Source organism: Agromyces sp. ISL-38 (genome assembly GCF_018613935.1).
Lineage (GTDB): Bacteria > Actinomycetota > Actinomycetes > Actinomycetales > Microbacteriaceae > Agromyces.
In genome coordinates this window covers 97,725-116,252 of the sequence record NZ_JAGGPF010000011.1, presented here as the reverse complement: position 1 = coordinate 116,252, position 18,528 = coordinate 97,725, and the positions used below count along the sequence as shown (strand labels likewise).

Annotated in this window: 13 protein-coding genes; 8 read left to right on the top strand and 5 right to left on the bottom strand. The window is 68.8% G+C overall.

Features of this window, described 5'->3' with window-relative positions; all coding sequences use genetic code 11:
* Positions 1 to 33: 33 nt before the first annotated feature.
* Positions 34 to 1,152, bottom strand: a complete 1,119-nt coding sequence (locus J7E25_RS13815) for an NYN domain-containing protein (protein ID WP_214870731.1) — start codon at positions 1,150 to 1,152, stop codon at positions 34 to 36.
* A gap of 140 nt (positions 1,153 to 1,292) precedes the next feature.
* Here J7E25_RS13815 and J7E25_RS13810 point away from each other — a divergent pair, with 140 nt between their 5' ends.
* Positions 1,293 to 1,589, top strand: a complete 297-nt coding sequence (locus J7E25_RS13810) for a helix-turn-helix transcriptional regulator (RefSeq protein ID WP_214870730.1) — start codon at positions 1,293 to 1,295, stop codon at positions 1,587 to 1,589.
* Positions 1,582 to 2,859, top strand: a complete 1,278-nt coding sequence (locus tag J7E25_RS13805) for a type II toxin-antitoxin system HipA family toxin (RefSeq protein ID WP_214870729.1) — start codon at positions 1,582 to 1,584, stop codon at positions 2,857 to 2,859. Before J7E25_RS13810 ends, J7E25_RS13805 begins: the two co-directional genes overlap by 8 nt.
* 40 nt (positions 2,860 to 2,899) lie before the next feature.
* Here the strand turns inward: J7E25_RS13805 and J7E25_RS13800 are convergent, their stop codons facing one another.
* From J7E25_RS13800 to J7E25_RS13790, 3 genes are all read right to left on the bottom strand, one after another.
* Complete coding sequence (locus tag J7E25_RS13800) at positions 2,900 to 3,883, bottom strand: serine hydrolase (RefSeq protein ID WP_214870728.1); 984 nt, start codon at positions 3,881 to 3,883, stop codon at positions 2,900 to 2,902.
* 47 nt (positions 3,884 to 3,930) lie between these two features.
* Complete coding sequence (locus J7E25_RS13795) at positions 3,931 to 4,857, bottom strand: 2-hydroxyacid dehydrogenase (protein WP_214870727.1); 927 nt, start codon at positions 4,855 to 4,857, stop codon at positions 3,931 to 3,933.
* Between the two features lie 69 nt (positions 4,858 to 4,926).
* Entirely contained in the window at positions 4,927 to 7,617 is a 2,691-nt protein-coding gene (locus J7E25_RS13790) for an alpha-L-rhamnosidase (RefSeq protein WP_214870726.1), read from the bottom strand.
* A gap of 219 nt (positions 7,618 to 7,836) precedes the next feature.
* On the opposite strand from J7E25_RS13790, the gene J7E25_RS13785 reads away from it, so the two are divergent.
* The 6 genes from J7E25_RS13785 to J7E25_RS13760 all read left to right on the top strand — a co-directional run bounded on the left by J7E25_RS13785 (position 7,837) and on the right by J7E25_RS13760 (position 17,667).
* Entirely contained in the window at positions 7,837 to 8,802 is a 966-nt protein-coding gene (locus J7E25_RS13785; protein ID WP_214870725.1) for a carbohydrate ABC transporter permease, read from the top strand.
* A 5-nt stretch (positions 8,803 to 8,807) separates the two neighbouring features.
* The gene (locus tag J7E25_RS13780) at positions 8,808 to 9,632 is read left to right on the top strand and encodes a carbohydrate ABC transporter permease (RefSeq protein ID WP_214870724.1); all 825 of its coding nucleotides are present in this window, start codon (positions 8,808 to 8,810) and stop codon (positions 9,630 to 9,632) included.
* Between the two features lie 73 nt (positions 9,633 to 9,705).
* The gene (locus J7E25_RS13775) at positions 9,706 to 10,962 is read left to right on the top strand and encodes an ABC transporter substrate-binding protein (protein WP_214870723.1); all 1,257 of its coding nucleotides are present in this window, start codon (positions 9,706 to 9,708) and stop codon (positions 10,960 to 10,962) included.
* Positions 10,963 to 11,036: 74 nt separating this feature from the next.
* Entirely contained in the window at positions 11,037 to 15,107 is a 4,071-nt protein-coding gene (locus tag J7E25_RS13770) for a hypothetical protein (RefSeq protein ID WP_214870722.1), read from the top strand.
* A 7-nt stretch (positions 15,108 to 15,114) separates the two neighbouring features.
* On the top strand, positions 15,115 to 16,125 hold the full coding sequence (locus J7E25_RS13765) for a LacI family DNA-binding transcriptional regulator (protein WP_214870721.1): 1,011 nt from the start codon (positions 15,115 to 15,117) through the stop codon (positions 16,123 to 16,125).
* A gap of 99 nt (positions 16,126 to 16,224) precedes the next feature.
* A complete protein-coding gene (locus J7E25_RS13760; protein ID WP_214870720.1) occupies positions 16,225 to 17,667 on the top strand; it encodes an L-fucose/L-arabinose isomerase family protein in 1,443 nt (480 codons plus the stop codon).
* Positions 17,668 to 17,708: 41 nt separating this feature from the next.
* On the opposite strand, the gene J7E25_RS13755 is transcribed toward J7E25_RS13760, so the two are convergent.
* Positions 17,709 to 18,395: a DUF998 domain-containing protein gene (locus tag J7E25_RS13755; RefSeq protein ID WP_214870719.1), complete on the bottom strand. Its 687-nt coding sequence runs from the start codon at positions 18,393 to 18,395 to the stop codon at positions 17,709 to 17,711.
* Positions 18,396 to 18,528 lie beyond the last annotated feature (133 nt).

The following is an 18,528-nucleotide window of genomic DNA, read 5'->3' as shown; positions in this document are numbered from 1 at the left end:
GCCACCGCCAGGGCAGCCGCACTCAGCCGGGCGTCAGCCCTTCTTCGGGCGGATTCGCACGCGGTTGCCGCCGGCCTCGTCGAGCTCGACCACGCCGCCGCGTGACTTCAGGAAGTCGGTGAACGAGGCGAAGCCGAGCCGGCGCTCCTGGAACGTTGGGTCCATGCGCAGCATCTGGTTCTTCACTGCGCGCATCGTCTGCCACTCCTCGTCGTTCTTCGCACGCATGAGCTCGAGTGCCTTCAGCAGGAGGCGACCCGGATTGCGGGGGCTGCCCGATGGGGCCTCGTCGTCGTCGCCCGCCCCGAACTGCTCCACGGGAGCCACGAACGTCACCGACGTGGAGGGCACCGAGGGCGCCGCGGGCTCCTCGGGTGTGCTCGGCGCACCGCCGTCGACGACGACATCTGCGGATGCCGCATCCGTGGCCTTCTTCGTCGAAGCCCGTCGACGACGGGAGGGTGCCGGTTCGGCGGCAGGTTCAGCGGCCGGTTCGGGAGCGGGTTCGGGTGCCGCTGCGGCAGGACCCGCGCCGCGACCGCGGGCTGGCGGCGCCGCGGCAACCGTCGCCTCGTCGTCGCTCACTGCGGCATCCGTTGCCAGCAGCGCGTCGTAGTCGGCGTACTCGTCGCAGGCCGCGGTGAGCGCACGGCTCGTGCCGCCGGCCACGCCGATGCCGACGACGTAACGGCCGAGGCGCTTGGCCTTCTGCGCGAGCGCGACGTAGTCGGAGTCGCCCGCGACGATGACGATGTGCGAGAGGTCGTCGATGCGGAACATGTCTTCTACAGCGTCGACGGAGAGGCGGATGTCGGCGCCGTTCTTCGTCGCCGACAGCGGGAACAACTGCACGAGGTCGACGGCGCGGTTGATGAGCTGGCCGCGGTAGCTCGCGTTCACTGGGGTCGACCAGTCGGCGTAGGCGCGTGCGATCGCGATGGTGCCGAAGGTGGCGGCGAAGTCGAGCACGGCGTCGACGTCGACGGTGGCTTCGCTGAGCTTGGACGCCGTCTGCGTTCCGGCGGCCGGCGTCTTGCCGCGCGACGTGTCCTTGCGATACGCGCTGTCGCCGTGCAGTTGGTCGTAGCGTGAGATGACGATGTTGTCGAAGTCGAAGTAGAGCGCGACCCGAGGTTCAGCCGTGACGGCCATATGGACCTTTCGTCGAGGGTGTGGTTCCTCTCGATGGTAGGCCCGCCAGTTGCCGACCATCGCAGGGACCGGTCATATGTGGGGATTTCGGCACAAAGCGCCGATGTGAGAAAAACTGCACACAACGCAAATGTGGTGATATGGTCACATTGTTCGATGTGTGGAAACTCCAACATGAGGAAGGCGCCATGCCGACGATTGAAATCCGCAAACCGGCCGATCTCGGCCAAGCTCTCCGCGCAGCCCGTGAAGCGCGCTCGGTCACCCAGGATGAGCTCGCCTCATCGCTCGGCTTCTCGCGCTACTACCTCGGAGAACTCGAAAGCGGGAAGCCCACGACGTACGCGACTCGCCTCTTCCGCGTGCTGCGCAAGCTCGGCGTCCGTGTCACCGTCAGCTTCGAGGCGCCAGTTCGCCGGGACATGCTCGATGCCTGACTTGCTGGAGGTCTACCTCCACGACTCTCCGATCGCCATCGTGTCGAGAGCGACGCGACGAACCCGCGAGTTCATCCGGTTCACCTGGACTGATGAGTTCGAGCCGGGATCCGTGCGACTCACGGAGAGCTTCGCGGCGATTCCCAGCCGGGCGCCCGACGATCGCCTCGTATCGAGGTTTCTCGGCGGATACGCCCCGGAGGGCAACCAGCGGAAGGCGATGGCTGCCGAGCGAGGTATTCACGAACACGACCTGTTCGGAATCCTCCGCGAGTTCGGCGGCTCGCTCGCTGGAGCACTCACATTCCGGTTGCCGGACGAACCGCAGCGGCGCAACCCGGCATACGAAGAACTGACGGATGCGGAGCTCCGTCGGTTGTTGAAGAAGTCCGTTGATGAGCACGACCAGGGCATCCGCGACGACAGCCGTTCGATGCTCCAAGGGTTTCAGCCGAAGCTCCTCGTGGCGAAGATCGGGGACAGCGGCTGGCTGCTGCCGCATGGCCGGGCGCACTCGACGCACATCTTGAAACCACAGCTGGCATCCCGACCCCACAAGGTCAACGACGAGTTCTACAGCCACCAGCTCGCGCGTCACGCAGGTCTCGCCGATTTCCAAAGCGAATTGCTCGACGTCGGTCCGACCCGCTATCTCGCGATCGAACGGTTCGACCGCGTCGTCGCCGGCGATACCGTCGGCCTCATCCATCAAGAAGACACTGCCCAGGCGCTCGGCCTGGACTGGACCGATGACGAGGTGAAGTTCCAAGACCGGAGGCGTCCGAACAGCGCCGAGCGTCCGAGTGCGTACCGGATTGCGGAGATGGTCGCCAGTCTCGGTGACGAGGTCGTGTTGCACACCTGGTTGCGGCAGTTGATGTTCAGGGTCCTGGTCGGCGACAACGACGGCCACGCGAAGAACGTGGGTGTCCTGCACCTGCCAGGCGAAGATCGGCTCACCGATTTGTATGACGCGGTCCCCAACCTGCACCAGGACGGCCGGATCGACTGGACGATGGCGTTCGCGATCGACGGTGAGTTCGACCACCGGAAGGTCAGTGTCGACCGACTTGCGGCGGAGGCCCGGTCTTGGGGCGTGTTCAGCCGATCAGCGATCGAGGCGACGATTGCCGACGCTCTCAGACGATTCGAGGGTGCACTGAACGAGGTCCAAGTGCCGGGCGGTGTTTCCGAAGGGCTTCGCGACACGTTCGAATGGAACGTCACCCGGTTGGCTGCCGGAAAGGAGATCAGCGAACGGAAACGCTGAGGGCTTCAACCAGCGTCTGCGTGCGGACTGCGTGGCTGGCTCAGAGAGCCGCCGCGGCGACCGCGTTGTGCAGCTCGTCGGTGTCGATCCCGAGACGGCCCGGCGCCGCGATGTTCGTGAGCAGCACGAAGCAGACTCCGGCCGACGGCGTGATCCAGAACTCCGTGCCGGCCCAGCCGCCGTGCCCGAACGTGTCGCGGGCGAGCAGGCCCGGTGCCGAGTGGCGGAGGTTCCACGTGAAGCCCCAGTCCTGCCCGCGCGAGGCGACGTATGGCTCGAGCTTCGGGATGCCGCCGGTGAGCGGGGTGAGCATCGCGTCGTACGTGACGGGTGCCACGAGGGATCCGTCGTTCCGCAGCAGCGCGGTTCCGATCGCGAGCAGGTCGACGGCGCGTCCGAGGAGTCCGGCGCCCGGATGCCGCAGCGTCGCGAAGCGCTCGTAGTCGACGCCCTGGTCGGCGGCGTCGATGACCTCGTGCGGGGTCGCCTCGGCGTCGAAGGTGAGCCCCGCGGCATCCGCGCGCTCGGCCGTGGCCGAGATCGCGCGCTCGAACGCCACCCCACCCGCGTGCTCGATGAGCGCGGCGATGCCCTCGAACGCGATCGTCGAGTAGCGCGAGACGGTGCCCGCCGCGAAGTCGCGCCCCGGCACGAGCAGCAACTCTCGCAGGCCGGGGGCGTCCATCGGCGGCTCGACGATGCCCGACGCGTGGCTCACGAGGTGCCGCAGCTGCACGATGTCGTCGCGGTCGGCGCCGAAACCCGAGATCGCCCGGTCGAGCGGGGTCTCGGGTGTGAGGCGCCCCTGTTCGATGAGGTGCAGCGCGGCGAGTCCCACGATCGGCTTCGTGATCGAGAACAGCGGATAGTGGTCGTCGACGGATGCCGCGCGCCCCCGCTCGGTGCCGAACGCGTCGAGTGCCACGACCCCGTCGGCCGTCGCGATGCCGAGCACCGCAGTGGGATATGGGCCGTGCTCGACGTGGCGGCGAGCCCAGTCGAATGCATGGTCGAAGCGGGTCATCGAGGTCCTCGCGTTGTGTGTGGGTTGAGCCTGTCGAAACCCGGTGCTCAGCTGCGAAGCACGACGTTGAGCGGCTCCTCGCCGCGCAGCATCCGTTCGATCTGCGTTCGCAGGAGCTTCGCCATGCGGGGCATCATCGCGGTCGACGCGCCGCCGACGTGCGGCGAGATGAGCACGTTCGGCAGGGCGAAGAGCGGGTGCCCGTCGGGAAGCGGCTCGGGGTCGGTGACGTCGAGCGCGAAGCGGAGCCGGCCGCGTGTGGCGTGGTCGAGGATCGCCGCGGTGTCGGCGACCTTGCCGCGTGCGATGTTCACGAGCAGGGCTCCGTCGGGCAGCGCCGAGAGGAAGGCATCGTCGACGAGGCCGGTCGTGGCATCCGTGAGCGGTACTCCGACGATGACGATGTCGGCGGTCGGCAGCAGTGCCGGCAGCTCGTCGAGGCCGTGGATGGCGCCGGCTTCGTCGTGGCGCGCACGGCTCGCGACGCGCACGATCTCGACCTCGAACGGCGCGAGCCGGGCCTCGATCGCACGGCCGACACCGCCGTAGCCGAGCAGCAGCACCCGCCGGTCGGCGAGGCTCTCGCGCTGCTCGGGCGCCCAGCGCCCCTCGGATGCCGCCCGCACGAACTCGGGGATACCGCGCTGCGACGCGAGCACGAGCGCGAGGGTGAGCTCGGCGGTCGACGTCTCGTGCACGCTCGCGGCGTTCGCGAAGACGTGTCCGGGCGGGAGCGCCCCCAGCACGTGGTCGTACCCGATGGACTGCGACTGCACGAGCCGCGTGGTGACGTCGGCGAGGGCGCCGAGGAGCGCAGCGGTTCCCATGTACGGCGGCACGACGACGTCGAGGTGCGCCGCGGGCGGCGCGGACGCCATGTCCCACACGACGACCTCGACGCGGTCGGGCGGAGTGCCGAGTGCGTCGCGAAGCGTGTTGCCGGGCACGGAGACGATGAGCGGGGCGTCGGTCATGGGTCAATCCTTCCAGAGCGGATGCCGGGGCTCGAGGTCGTCTGGGAGGTGCGGGTGGGCGGGCGGGTGTTACTCGGCGGCGCGTGGGAACCGGAAACGGTAGTCGCCCGAGACGATCGTGAACTCGGTCAGTCCATCACCGACAACGATCTCGCTGATCCCCGTCGTCTCCTCGAGCGTCCCGGCGGACTCCAGCACGTCGCGGGAAGCGAGTGAGACCCGCGCCGTCGTGCCGGGCGGCACGGACGCCGCGACCTCGACGTCATCACCCTCGATCGACCACTCGGTCATGACGAGTCCGCGCGGTGTCTCGTAGCGCGCCGCCACACGGGTGAGTGAACCGCCGATCTGCGGGGCGATGCGGAGCTGCTCGTATCCGACGGACTCCGGCGTCTGGTCGATTCCGGCCACGAACCGCACGAGCCATTCGCCGACGGAACCGAGCGAGTAGTGATTGAACGAGTTCATCTCGGCCGACTGGAAACCGGCGTGCTCGGTCCATCCGTCCCATCGCTCCCAGATCGTCGTCGCGCCGTGACGCACCGAGTACAGCCACGACGGATAGCGGTCGGTCTCGACGAGCGCATAGGCGAGATCGCTGCGACCGATCTCGCTCAGCACGGGGCAGAGCAGCGAGACGCCGACGAACCCGGTGGTGAGCAGCCCATCATTCGCCTCGATCGTGCGCACGAGATGATCGGCCGCCCGTGCGCGGAGCCGCTCGGGGAGGAGTTCGAACGCGAGCCCCAGGAGGTAGGCGGTCTGGGTGTCGCCCTCGATCCGGGCATCGTCGTCGACGAACGCCTCGACGAACGACGTGCGCACCCGGCGGGCGAGCTCGCCGTAGCGCGCCGCCTGCAGGTCGTGGCCGAGCACACTCGCCGCACGTGCCACGAGTTCAGCGGATCGTGCGAAGTACGCGGTCGCCAGCACCGGCCGCGGTGTCACCGCGTCGATCTGCAGCCAATCCCCGTAGTGGTTTCCCACTCGCCGTCGCCAGAGGAGGTCGGGGTTCTCGCGTTCCACGAAGTCCACCCAGCGGGCCATGGACTCGAAGGAGTCCGCGAGGAGCCGCCGGTCGCCGTACACGCGGTAGAGATGCCACGGAATGATGACGCCGGCGTCGGCCCAGGCCGGCGCCCCGTCGGCGAAGAACTCCGAGACGACCGGCGCGACGTCGGGGAACGATCCTTCGGGGCTCTGCGCGAAGCGGACATCGCGGAGCCATCGGGTGAAGAAGGCAGCGACGTCGGCGCCGAGGGCCGCAGTCGGCAGGAACACCTGGGCGTCCGCCATCCAGCCGAGCCGTTCGTCGCGCTGCGGGCAGTCGGTGGGCACGCCGACGAAGTTTCCACGCTGACCCCATCGGATATTGCTCACGAGCTGGTTCAGGTCAGCGCTCGACGTCGTGATCTCGCCCACGAACGGGGTGTCGTTGTGGAGCACGACGGCGGTGACCTGGCCGGGGTCCGGCGGAGTGTCGAGCCCCGAGAGCTCGAGGTAGCGGAAGCCGTGCACGGTGAACGTCGGTTCGAAGAGGTTGCTCGCCGATCCCGCCGAGGCATAGACGTCGCGCGCCTCCGCCGTGCGCAGGTTCGCCGTATAGAGGCGGCCGTCGTCGTCGAGCACCTCGCCATGGCGCAGGACCACCTGCTGGCCCGCGGACATCGCGCCCAGCTCGATGCGTACCCGACCGACGAGATTCTGGCCGAAGTCGTAGACAGCGCGTCCGTCGGGATCCGCGAGCCGCTCGACGGCGGGCACCTGCAGTGTCGCCCGGATCGGTTCGTCGACCTGCGCGACGAGGAGATCGTGATCGTGGGCGAGCTCACGAGCAGGTGCCCACGCGGAGTCGTCGAAGCCGGGCTCCGTCCACCCGTGGAGCTCCTGGCGGGCGTCCACGTGTTCGCCCATGAGGGGGTCGGTGTACCTGATCGCGCCCCGACGCTCTCGCCACGCGGCATCCGTCGTGATGACCGTCTCTGTGCCGTCGTCGTGTTCGAGGACGATCATGGCCCACGCCTGCGGGGCGGTCCCGTAGTGCTTGCCCTGGCGACGCGAATCGAAGCCGACGTAACCCGACCACCAGCCGTCGGCGAGCACGATGCCGATCGCGTTCTCCCCGTCGCGCACGAGGGGAGTGAGGTCGTACGTCTGGTAGAGGATGCGGTCGCGGTAGTCCGTCCAGCCGGGCGCGAGCTCGTGATCGCCGACCCGCCGGCCGTTGACGTGCAGGGTGTAGAGGCCGCGCGCCGTCGCGTAGGCGCGTGCACGGGTGACGGGCGTCGTCACGCCGAACTCGCGCCGGAGGTGGGCAGCCGGAGGGATGTGCCTGACCTTCGCCGGGATGTCGTCGTCGACCGGGGGGTCGAGTTCATTGTCGGGGGCATCCCAGTGCACATCACGACCGATCCAGGCCCCGCGGAACGCCGAGCGCGACAGCAGGGCGGTCTCGAAGGAGGCCGTCTCGGGCTCGCCCGGCGAGGAGGTCTCGTCGAAGACCTGAAGCGACCATCGGTACGAGGTTCGCGACGCGAGCCGGGCGCCGACCTCGATCCCCGACGTCTGCGACGATTCAACCCGCCCGCTGTCCCAGACCTCCCGGTCGCCGCTGTGCACCACGATCCGGTAGGCGGACTGCGCTGCGCCACGCCGATCGCTTCGCAGGCGCCATGAGAACCGGGGGACGGGCGCATCGATGCCGAGCGGCTCGGTGAGATGCTCGGTGCGAAGGTCGTACACGCGGAGGGTGGAGGTCAAATCGACCGCCTCCTTAATCGATTCAATGGCGGGCGCACTATCCGAGCCGATTCGACGCGGCTGGGCATGCCTGGAGCGTGATCACCGACAGTACACCTGGTGCAGGCGCCGTCAAACTGGCTCGAGACTGGGTCTTGACGAATGCGGGCAACCTCCCTACGGTGAGTGATCGGTGGAATTTAATCGATTGAATTCACGACGAGGAGGTCGGAGACCGCGATGACAACCCTTCCTGCCGCAGCGCCGGCCGAGCTCGCACAACGAAGCCCCACTGCGCCCGAACCGGGGCGACGGAGCACCGGGCGCCGAAGCGGACTGCATCGGGGCACGTCCAAGCTCTGGATCTTCCTCATTCCCGCCGCCGCGTTCTACGTCTTCATCGTGCTCTGGCCGAGCATCCAGGGCGCCGGCCTCGCCTTCACCGACTGGGACGGCATCTCGCCGACCCGGGCCTTCGTCGGCATCGACAACTTCATCCAACTCGCCAACGACCCGAAGGCGGCGGGGGCGATCGGGCGCACGCTGGTCATCGCCTTCACGATCACGATCGTGCAGAACGCGGTCGGCCTCCTGCTGGCGCTCGGCGTGAACAGCCGGATCAAGAGCCGCAACCTGCTCCGCGTGCTCCTGTTCGCCCCGGCGATCATCACGCCCGTGGCAACGGCCTATCTCTGGCAGAACCTCTTCTCGCCGAACGGCGCGATCAACGCGCTCCTCGAGGGAGTCGGCCTCGGCGCGCTCACGCAGAACTGGCTCGGCGACGGCGAAGTGGCCATCTGGGCCATCTGCCTCGTGGTGATCTGGCAGTTCGCCGGATACTCCATGGTGATCTTCCTCGCCAACATGCAGGGCATCTCGACCGAGGTGATCGAGGCGTCGTATGTCGACGGCGCGGGGCCCTTCCGGCGGTTCTGGAGCATCATCCGGCCGGAACTCGCGCCCTCGATCACCATCAACCTCATGCTCTCGATCATCGGCGGCCTGAAGCTGTTCGACCAGGTGTGGGTGATGACCGGCGGAGGCCCCGGCGGCTCGACCGAGACGATGTCCACCCTCCTCTACAAGAACGCGTTCCAGTTCGGCGACTTCAGCTATGGCATCGCGATCGCGCTCGTGCTGACCGTGCTCGTCGCGATCCTCTCGAGCGGCCAGTACTTCGTCCTCAGCCGACAGAACAAGGACTGAACGCCATGTACCAGCGCTACACGTGGAAGACCGGCATCCTCGAAGTGGTCATGATCGCCGTTGCGGTGGTGTTCTTCGTGCCCGCCTACGTGCTGATCAACCTCTCGTTCCGGGAGTCCAACGACCCGGCCGGCCCGCTCGAACTACCGAGCTCGTTCACGCTGCAGAACTATGCCGACGCCTGGGTGCAGGGCAACCTCGGGAACGCGCTCGTGAACAGCACGGTCGTCTCGGTCGTGAGCGTCGTCGTGCTCGTGCTGCTGTCGGCGCTGGCCGCCTACCCCCTCGCGCGAGTCGGTCGTCGATGGTCGAAGGTCGCGTACTTCGGATTCCTCATCGGACTCCTGCTGCCGTTCCAGCTGGCGCTCATCCCGCTCTACACGACGATGCGCGATCTCGGACTCCTCGGCACCGTGTGGTCGCTCGTCCTCTTCTACATCGGCCTGCAGATGCCGTTCTCGATCTTCCTCTACACGGGATTCCTCCGCGCGCTGCCGATCGAGTACGAGGAGGCGGCCGCGATCGACGGCGCCGGTGCGCTCGGCACCTTCTGGCGGGTGGTGTTCCCACTCCTCAGGCCGATCACGGGCACGGTCGTGATCCTCAACGTCATCGTGGTGTGGAACGACTTCCTCACGCCGCTGCTGTACCTGAGCGGAAGCGGGCAGCAGACCGTGCCGGTCACCCTCTACAGCTTCGTCGGGCAGTACGTCTCGCAGTGGAACCTCGTCTTCGCGGGGCTCGTCATCAGCATCGCCCCCATCCTGATCGTCTACTTCGTGCTGCAACGCACGGTCATCCAAGGTTTCGCCAGCGGACTCAAGGGCTGACGCCCGGGCCGACGGGGAAGATGGTCCGCTGCACAGCGTCCGCGGACCGGTTCACGAACGAAAGGAGCAACACATGCGCTACAGAGCAGTAGTCACCCTGGCGATCGGCGCGGCGGTCGTCGCCTCCATTGCCGGATGCTCGAACGACACGGGCGGCGGCGGGGGAGAAACCCTCACGTGGGCCACCGTCACGAGCGACAAGACGGCCGCCAAGGAGGCCGCCGCGGCCTTCGAGGCCGAGACCGGCATCTCCGTCGAGGTGACGGCGTCGGGCGTCGACGAGTACCAGACGACGACACGGACCCAGTTGTCGAGCGGCACGGCCCCCGACGTCTTCTTCGTCTGGGCCGGCGACGGCAACCCGATGGCGATGCAGGTCGTGTCGGATGCCGGGCTCGTCGCCGACCTCTCCGACATGGACTTCACCTCCCGCATCCCCGAGGGCTTCAAGTCCGTCAGCCAGAACGGCGGCAAGACCTACACGGCGCCGATCAGCTCGGCCGGCATCGGATCGGCGTTCAACCTCACCGCGATGGAGGAGAACGGCTGGAGCATCCCGACCACCTGGAGCGACACCCTCGCCTTCTGCGGTGAGGCCAAGGCCGCGGGCAAGACGGCCTTCGCACTCGCGGGCGCAACGCCGTGGAACACGCAGCTCATCTCGTACGCCCTCGCACCGACCCTCGTGTACGGGCCCGACCCCGACTTCGCCGCCCAGATGTCCGCCGGCGACGTGACCTTCGCCGATTCCGCATGGGTCGACGTCTTCGACAAGTACCTGGCGATGCAGGATGCCGGATGCTTCCAGGACGACGCGCTCGGCACGGTGTACGAGGACGCCCTCGACATGGTGGCGAAGGGCGAGGCCATGGCCTCGGTGCAGGTGAACGCCTCCCTGGCGGCCATCCGCCAAGGTGCCGCTGAGGACACCGAGTTCACGCTCGCTCCGCTTCCCGCCACCGACGACGAGTCGCAGACCCGGATGGCCGCGGCCATGGGCGCCGCCTACGGCATCAACGCCAAGGCGAAGAACCCCGAAGGCGCGAAGAAGCTCATCGAGTTCCTGACCTCCGACGAGGGCCAGTCGGTGTACAACACCCCGATCGCCGCCATCCCCGCGCTCGGGTCGTCGACCTTCGAGCCCGACCCCGCGCTCGACTCGCTGCTCGAGTACCTGGAGTCGGGCAAGACCGATCCCTTCATGGACCAGCTGTGGCCGAACGCGAAGGTGCAGCAGGTGCACTTCGAGGTGGTTCAGCAGCTCCTGGCCGGCGATGTCGACGCGAAGGGCGCCCTCTCGCAGATGGATGCCGCCTACGCCGAAGGCTGAGCACGTTCCGCGGCAGCCGGCGGGTGCGCGCCGGCTGCCGCTCCCTCCCAGTACCATCCGATCGAGGAGAGTCGATGTCCACCGAGCTCGTCGCCCGCTTCGAGCGGCCCTCCGTGCGCTACGGCCCTGTGCCGCTGTGGTGGTGGAGCGGCGAACGCCTCGACCCCGAGCGCCTTCGCTGGCAGATGCGGCAGCTCGTCGAGCAGGGCATCTGGCAGGCCGTCGTGATGAACCTGGCACCGACCGGGCCGCTCTACGGTGCACTCGCCGACGACCCGCCCTTCATGTCGGAGGAATGGTGGGAGATCTTCGCAGGCGCCTGCGCCGACGCCGAGGAGCTGGGATTCCAGATCTGGCTCTACGACCAGATCGGCTTCTCGGGCGCGAACCTGCAGGGGCGCGTCATTGCGGCGCATCCGCAATTCGCCGGTCGGTCGCTCTCGCAGGCTCGCGTCGACGCGACATCCGGTGACGTCGAGCTCGCCGTTCCCGAAGATGCCGACGCGCTCGGCGCGTGGTTTGCCGCGCACGACGGCTCGCCGGTCGTGCCCGTCAGCATCGAAGAGGGTCGGGCCCGGCATCGGCAGGCGCCCGGTGAACTCGTGCTGTGCTTCGCGAGCGTGCGCGGCTTCGACTACTTCTCCCCGGCCGCGTGCGACGCGCTCCTCGACTCCGTCTACGGGGAGTATGAGCGCCGTGTCGGCAAGCACTTCGGGCGCGGCATCGGCGGAGTGTTCCAAGACGAGCTGCCGGATGTCCCCACGTGGTCCAACGACTTCGCGTCGCGGTTTCGCGACCACACGGGCTACGACCTACTCGAGGTGCTGCCGGCGCTCTGGGGCGATGCCCTGCCCACCGGTGCCGCAGGTGCCGAAGTGGACGCCGACCGGGTGCGGCTCGACTACCACAGCGCTCGCGCCCGGTTCGCCCGTGCCGCCTTCTTCGATCCGCTCGCAGCTCGTCTCGACCAGGCCGGGCTCGCGTGCGGCTTCGACCAGCAGAGCCCGGCGCGCGAGGGCGAGCCGATCGGCGCGACCGCGCACTACGGCGACTACCTCGAGACGCATTCGACCTACGCGATCCCGGGCAGCGATCACTGGGGCGACTCGAAGATCCATTCGTCGCTCGCCCACGCCCATGGGCACGAGCGGGTGTGGATCGAGGCGTTCCACTCGTCGGGCTGGGGTGGCACCCTCGAGGAGACGTATGACTGGCTCTCGCCGTTCCTCCGGCGGGGTGCGAACCTGTACGACCCCCACGCGGTGTACTACTCCACGCGGTCCGGCTGGTTCGAATGGGCGCCGCCCTCCACCTGCTGGCGGCAGCCCTACTGGCCCGGCTATCACGTGTTCGCCGAGGCGGTCACGCGGCTCTCCTCGGTGCTGACCGCGGGCGAGCATGTCGCGTCGACCGTGCTCTTGTTCCCGACCGAGTTCGTGCAGTCACGGCTCACCGCCGACGGGCGCGACCTGGGTGCCCGCGATGCGGAGCGCGTCTACTTCGACCTCAACGGCATGACGCCCTGGTACGCCGAGCAGCGGGGCATCCTCGAGCGCGCGGGCGTGGACTACGACACGCTCGGCGCGCACTCGCTCCGCGCGGCCGAGGTTTCGGGCGACGAACTGCGTCTGCGTGGTGAGCGATACCGCAACGTCGTGCTGCCCGCTACTGAGGTGATCCCGGCCGACGTCGCCGCGCTCCTCGCGGCATTGGCGGAGCAGGGTGGCCGGGTGATCTGCATCGGCGCCGCCCCGACCCGTTTCGTCGACCGCGAACTCGCCCCCGATGCGCCGGGGCGCTTCGCGGCACTGCTCTCGGCGGGACGCATCCTCCGAGTCGACGACGTCGAAGACGTGCCACGGATGCTGCGGGCGTCGGCCGTCTCGGTCGTCGCCGACGCCCCCGTGCTCCATCGCGTCATCGGCGACACGCACCTGATCGCGGCGATCGCCCACGACGAGCGCACAGGAACGGTGCAGCCGATGCTGCCCGAGTTCGGCGAGGCCTGGGAGTCGGGCGACTTCAACTGGAAGCGCTACTGGCAGCGCCTGAGCTCTGAGGGATACCACTTCGTGCCGCCGGCGGGCAGGGCCCTCACCGTGCGGCTGAACGGCGCGGGTCTCGAGGGACTCGACGGAGTCGCGGGCCAGCTCTGGGATCCTCGCACCGGCTTGCGGCGCGACGTTCCGCTCACCCGGCTCGGCGACGGTGCGGTCGAGGCGCACGTGGACTTCAGCGTCGGCTCCATCGCCCTCCTCGTCGTCGGGCCCGACCTCCCGGCTGCCACCGCTCCCGTGCTCGGCGAGCGCAGGTCATCGCAAGAGCTCGACGGCCCCTGGCTCGTATCTCCCGAGTCGACGCTCGACAACTCGTGGGGTGACCTCGACGACGTGGAGCAGCGCGGGGTCGTGCCAATCCAGGTCTGGGAGTTCGACCATGAGGATGACGAGAACGGCGACGATGACGAGAACGGCGAGGGTGGCGCGAACGGCGAGCGCCGGCGCGTCCTCGCGACGTTCGGTCCATTCGCCGAGGTCGCCGGCCCCGACGGCGACTGGACGCGGGCCGAATGGTCGCTCTCGCGAGGCATCCGAAAGGACCCGATCCACGATGAGAGCCTCGGCCCGAACGGCTACGTTCCCGAGGAGTTCCTGCTCTGGCGCGGCGTCACCCCGGGCGGGCGCTACCGCGTGCGCACGACGATCACGGTGCCCGACGACCCCGCGATCCGGCTGGCCGTCGGTGCCAACGCCGGCCGGAGCATCCGTGTCGACGGCGTCGAGCTCGCGCCCGGCGAGCCCGGTTACCTCACCTTCCACGCCGGCCTTCCCACTGGGTCCCGAGTGCTCGAGATCGAATTCACCGCGGCCGGGACGGGCGATCTGCGCGCCTACTTCGCGCTCACGACCGACCTCGAGCGGTTCGCCAGGCCCGAATGGATCGAGGCGGCCGATGAGCCGGCCCGCTCCACCTCCGTCGTGTTCTCTACGACCTTCGAGGCGAGCAGTGGCGTCGCCGACGCGCGGGTGCAGCTGAGCAGCGAGGCGCCGAGCACACTCGTCGTCAACGGAGTCGAGATCGGCCGGCAGAGCGACTTCGACCCCTACGCGGCGCGACGATTCACGCGCGTGCACCCGTACGATCTCCGCGACGTGCTCCGCGATGGCGGCAACATCCTCGAGGTGCGTTCGACGGATGTCGGTCGGCCCGTCGCGATCCGGCTCGACTCGGTGCCCGCGATCGACGGAGGCCTCGGCATCCGCTCGGATGCCTCGTGGACCGTCACGCGGGAGCTGGCGCCGGTTCCCGTGAGTCAGCGGCTGATGCAGTACGAGGATCCCCGATACGGATGCCTCGTGCCCCGGCCCCACCCGCTGCAGCGTGCCGGTTGGCTCGAGCGCGAATCCGTGCACGAGAGTGTGGTCACCCTCGTGCCCGATGTCGCACCGCGACCAGGGCGGGTGGAGACGCTGACCTTCGACGTGCCGATCGGAACCATCGAGGCGACGGTGCCCACCTCGATCCCTTGGGAGGTGCGGGCGTCCGATGTCGTCCGCAGCGGCGACCGGCTCGTCTTCGACCGGCCGGCAGCCATGGATCGACGACTCACGCTCTCTTTCCGACCCGAGGACGGCAGGAGAGCGGGCGCCCTGCTCGATGGTCCGATCGCCGTGACGGTCACCCCGGTCGAGGCAGAACTGCGGCCATGGGACGAGCTCGGGCTCTCGGCACTCGGTGGCGCGGTGCGGTACGCGCGGCGTTGCCGGATCGAGCGCCCCGAGGGGACGAGAGCGGTGCTCGACCTCGGTCTCGTGCGTGGGACGACGGAGGTGCGGGTCGACGGCGTGCTCGTCGACACGCTCTTCGCGGGCCCGTGGCGCAGCGATGTGAGCGAGGCGGTCGAGCACGGAGGCGAGCACCTCATCGAGGTCACCGTGCGTGGCACCCTCGCGCCATACCTCGACGTGGCGTCGCCGACGTCGGCCGTGATGGCCGGGCAGACGCGACACGGCCTCTTCGGGCCGGTCCGCCTCGAGATCTGGGAGCGAACGCCGAGAGCTGACACCGGACAGCTCGCTTCGATGAAGGGAAGCATGATGACGAAGATCCATTCGAACGACCGTTCGTCCAGCGTGCTTGACTGACACCGTGATGGGACAGCGTAATCTCGGGCTCGCCGCCGTGGCGCGGCTCGCCGGCGTCTCCACGGCGACCGTGTCGAACGTGCTGAATCGTCCGCATGTCGTCGCCGTGCCGACGCGCGAGAGGGTGATGGCGGCCATCGAGGAGCTCGACTTCGTGCCGAATCGCGCGGCGGCGACGTTGCGGCAGGGCACGAACCGGGTGCTCGGCCTCGTCATCCCCGACGTCGTGAACCCGTTCTATGCGGCGATCGTCGACGCTGTGGTCGTCGCCGCCGACCGCGATCGCTACGCCGTCGTGCTCTGCGTGAGCCACGAGGATCCCGCGCGGGAGCAGCGCCACTTCGACATGCTCGCTGAGCAGCGCGCGGCGGGCGCACTCGTGGTGCCGATCAGCGCGGACTGGTCGCGACTGTCGCAGTTGCGCATGGTCGGCACCCGGTTGATCGTCGTCGATCGCAGTATCGACGAGTCGGAGGCGTGCTCCGTGGCGATCGATGACGTGCATGGCGGCGAGATCGCAGTGGAGCACCTTCTCGGGGTGCCGGGGAGCGGCATCAGCATCGTCAACGGCAGCCACACCATCGTGCAGTGCGAGGATCGGCGCACGGGTGCGCGGTCGGCACTGGCATCCGCTGGCCTCGATCCCGACAGCCTCGTCGAGTTCGAGATGCGCGACATGACCATCGAAGCGGGTGTCGAGGCCGGCCGGCGCATCGCAGCGAGCGGAGCGCCGCGGCGGGTCTTCTGCACGAACGACCAGCTCGCCATCGGCGTGATGCGAGGCCTCGCCGAGACCGGGGTCGAGACGCCCCGCGATGCCGCCGTCGTCGGCTATGGCGACCTCGCGTTCGGCACCGAGGAGGCGCGCCGACTCACGACGGTGGGCCAGCCGAAGCAGGAGATGGGCGAGGTCGCCGTGGCCAAGCTCCTCGCCGAGCTGCAGGAGGGCAAGGCGCACCGGCACTCGGCCACGACGTTCCAGCCGCGACTGGTCGTCAGGGAGTCCACCGGCCGCTGACGCAGTCCCGGAATCCGAGACGCGACCGCACCCGAGCCCGGACCTGATCAACCACGACTCAGATTGAATCGATTGAAGATGCTCGAGAACAAGGAAGCCATGTCCGACACGACTGCACCGGTCCACCCACTGCTCGCCGCGAAGGTCCGTCGCTCGACCCGCATCGGGCTCGTCGCCGGCGGGCTCGGCACCTACTGGCCGCAGTTCCCCGACCTGCTTCCGCAACTCCAGGAGTCCGCCCGGTACGTCTCAGACCGGTTCCGCCGACTCGACGCCGAGGTCGTCGACGTCGGCTTCATCTCCGATGCACAGGAGGGCGCCGTCGCCGCCGAGAAGCTGCGGCAGGCCGACTGCGACCTCATCGTCATGTTCCTCACCACGTACCTGACCTCGTCGATGGTGCTGCCGATCGCCCAGCGGTCGAACACGCCCGTGCTCGTCATCGACCTGCAGCCGACCGCGCGCATGGACCATCCGAGCTTCGACACGGGCGCGTGGCTCGCCTACTGCGGGCAGTGCTCGGTGCCCGAGGTCGGAAACGTGTTCCGCCGCGCCGGCATCCCGTTCCGGTCGGTCTCGGGGCACCTCCGTCAGGAGTCGGCGTGGCGACGCATCGAGCAGTGGGTGAGCGCCGCACACGTGCGCGCCGCGCTCCGCCACGCACGCCACGGCCTCATGGGACACCTGTACCCGGGAATGCTCGACGTCTCCACCGATCTGTCGTTGCTGCCCGTCACCTTCGGCTCGCACGTCGAGGTGCTCGAGTTCGACGACCTTCGGGTGCGTGTCGAGCAGGTGACCGATGCCGAGACCGCCGAGCGGATGCACCTGGCACGACAGGTCTTCACCCTCGACGAGAGCGTCGTCGACGAGGACTTCGCGTGGGGTGCGCGGGTCTCGGTCGGCCTCGATCGACTCGCCGAGGACTTCGACCTCGACTCGCTCGCCTACTACCACCGAGGGCTCGACGGCGAGCAGCATGAGCGGCTCGGCGCGGGAATGATCCTCGGCGCCTCCTTGCTCACGGCCCGGGGCATCCCCGCCTCGGGGGAGTACGAATTGCGCACCTCGGTCGCACAGCTCGTGACGCAAGTGGTCGGCGCAGGCGGCTCGTTCTGCGAGGTGCAGGCGCTGAACTTCGAGGACGGCGTCGTCGAGATGGGCCACGACGGCCCGGCGCACCTCGCGGTGTCGAGTCGCGACCCGCTCCTGCGCGGACTCGGGATCTACCACGGCAAGCGCGGCTGGGGCGTGTCGGTCGAGTTCGACGTGCAGCCCGGCCCGGTGACGCTGCTCGGGCTCGGCCAGGACCGCGACGGCACCCTCTCGTTCATCGCGTCGGCGGGAACCGTCGTGCCGGGCCCGCTCCTCGCGATCGGCAACACGACGAGCCGGGTCGACTTCGGGCGCGATCCCGGCGAGTGGGTCGACGAGTGGGCCGCGACCGGGGTCGGACACCACTGGTCGTTGTCGATCGGGCACCGCGCCGCCGACTACCGCGCCGCGGCGAACCTGCTCGGCATCCCCTTCCGGTTCGTCTGAGCCGTTCCGCCGAGCGCGCCGGCTCGGATCGGAAATCGGTTTCAATGTCTGCGGCGGAGCAGCGCGAAGGCGTAGGCGGCGATCCACGCGAACGCGAGCGCCACCCCCAGGAACAGGCGCACGCTCATCCACAGGTCGAACGGCAGGGTGAGCACGAAGCACGCGACGCCGACCACGCGTGTCCACACGGCAGCGGCGCGGTGTCCCTCCCAGGAGAAGCGCCGTGCCACCACGAACGTCGCCGCCACGAACGCGAGGAACGAGAGGGGCGGCGCGATGGCGTGCACGATGCCGTGGACGGTGAGCTCAGTCGGGTAGCCGGCGGGCGCCCCGGCGGGAAAGCCGAGGGCGGGGTCCGCCGTGAATGCGCCACCGAGGATCAGCCCGGCGGCGTAGACGCCGAACAGCACCGGCGCCGAGCGATGTCCGGGCCCTGCACCCAGGCTTCGCCGCGTTCCGATGGCGAACGCGAGCATGAGCACGCCCGCGACGATGAAGTTCGCGATCTGCACCCACCCCCGGTCGCCGAGCGAGAGCAGGCTGAGCGGATGCCGCGTCAGGTCGAATCCCTCGCGGGTGACGGCCTGCACCGAAGCCACCACGACGAAGAGCGGCCCGGCGGCGGCGCCCGCCGCGACGAGCGCGCGGGTCAATGGATCGGTGGCGCGAGCGGAGCGGCGGTCGTCGGAGCGAGCCGAGGTGTTTCGGCTCGTGATGTCGGTTGCCATGATGTGTCCTTTCATCGTTCGATCCGATCGGTGTGACCGGGTCGTTCACCATGACGTCGCCGCGCGGCATCCGTTCTCGACATCCGCTCATCGAATCGGTTCTGGGATTTCTCGCACCCCGTGTCGAGAACCC

Coding starts and splice junctions, on each gene's coding strand:
- J7E25_RS13780 (WP_214870724.1), top strand. CDS start 8,808: ATGTACCAGCGCTACACGTGGAAGACCGGCATCCTCGAAGTGGTCATG.
- J7E25_RS13760 (WP_214870720.1), top strand. CDS start 16,225: ATGTCCGACACGACTGCACCGGTCCACCCACTGCTCGCCGCGAAGGTC.
- J7E25_RS13805 (WP_214870729.1), top strand. CDS start 1,582: ATGCCTGACTTGCTGGAGGTCTACCTCCACGACTCTCCGATCGCCATC.
- J7E25_RS13770 (WP_214870722.1), top strand. CDS start 11,037: ATGTCCACCGAGCTCGTCGCCCGCTTCGAGCGGCCCTCCGTGCGCTAC.
- J7E25_RS13810 (WP_214870730.1), top strand. CDS start 1,293: ATGGTCACATTGTTCGATGTGTGGAAACTCCAACATGAGGAAGGCGCC.
- J7E25_RS13775 (WP_214870723.1), top strand. CDS start 9,706: ATGCGCTACAGAGCAGTAGTCACCCTGGCGATCGGCGCGGCGGTCGTC.
- J7E25_RS13765 (WP_214870721.1), top strand. CDS start 15,115: ATGGGACAGCGTAATCTCGGGCTCGCCGCCGTGGCGCGGCTCGCCGGC.
- J7E25_RS13755 (WP_214870719.1), bottom strand. CDS start 18,395: ATGGCAACCGACATCACGAGCCGAAACACCTCGGCTCGCTCCGACGAC.
- J7E25_RS13800 (WP_214870728.1), bottom strand. CDS start 3,883: ATGACCCGCTTCGACCATGCATTCGACTGGGCTCGCCGCCACGTCGAG.
- J7E25_RS13815 (WP_214870731.1), bottom strand. CDS start 1,152: ATGGCCGTCACGGCTGAACCTCGGGTCGCGCTCTACTTCGACTTCGAC.
- J7E25_RS13785 (WP_214870725.1), top strand. CDS start 7,837: ATGACAACCCTTCCTGCCGCAGCGCCGGCCGAGCTCGCACAACGAAGC.
- J7E25_RS13795 (WP_214870727.1), bottom strand. CDS start 4,857: ATGACCGACGCCCCGCTCATCGTCTCCGTGCCCGGCAACACGCTTCGC.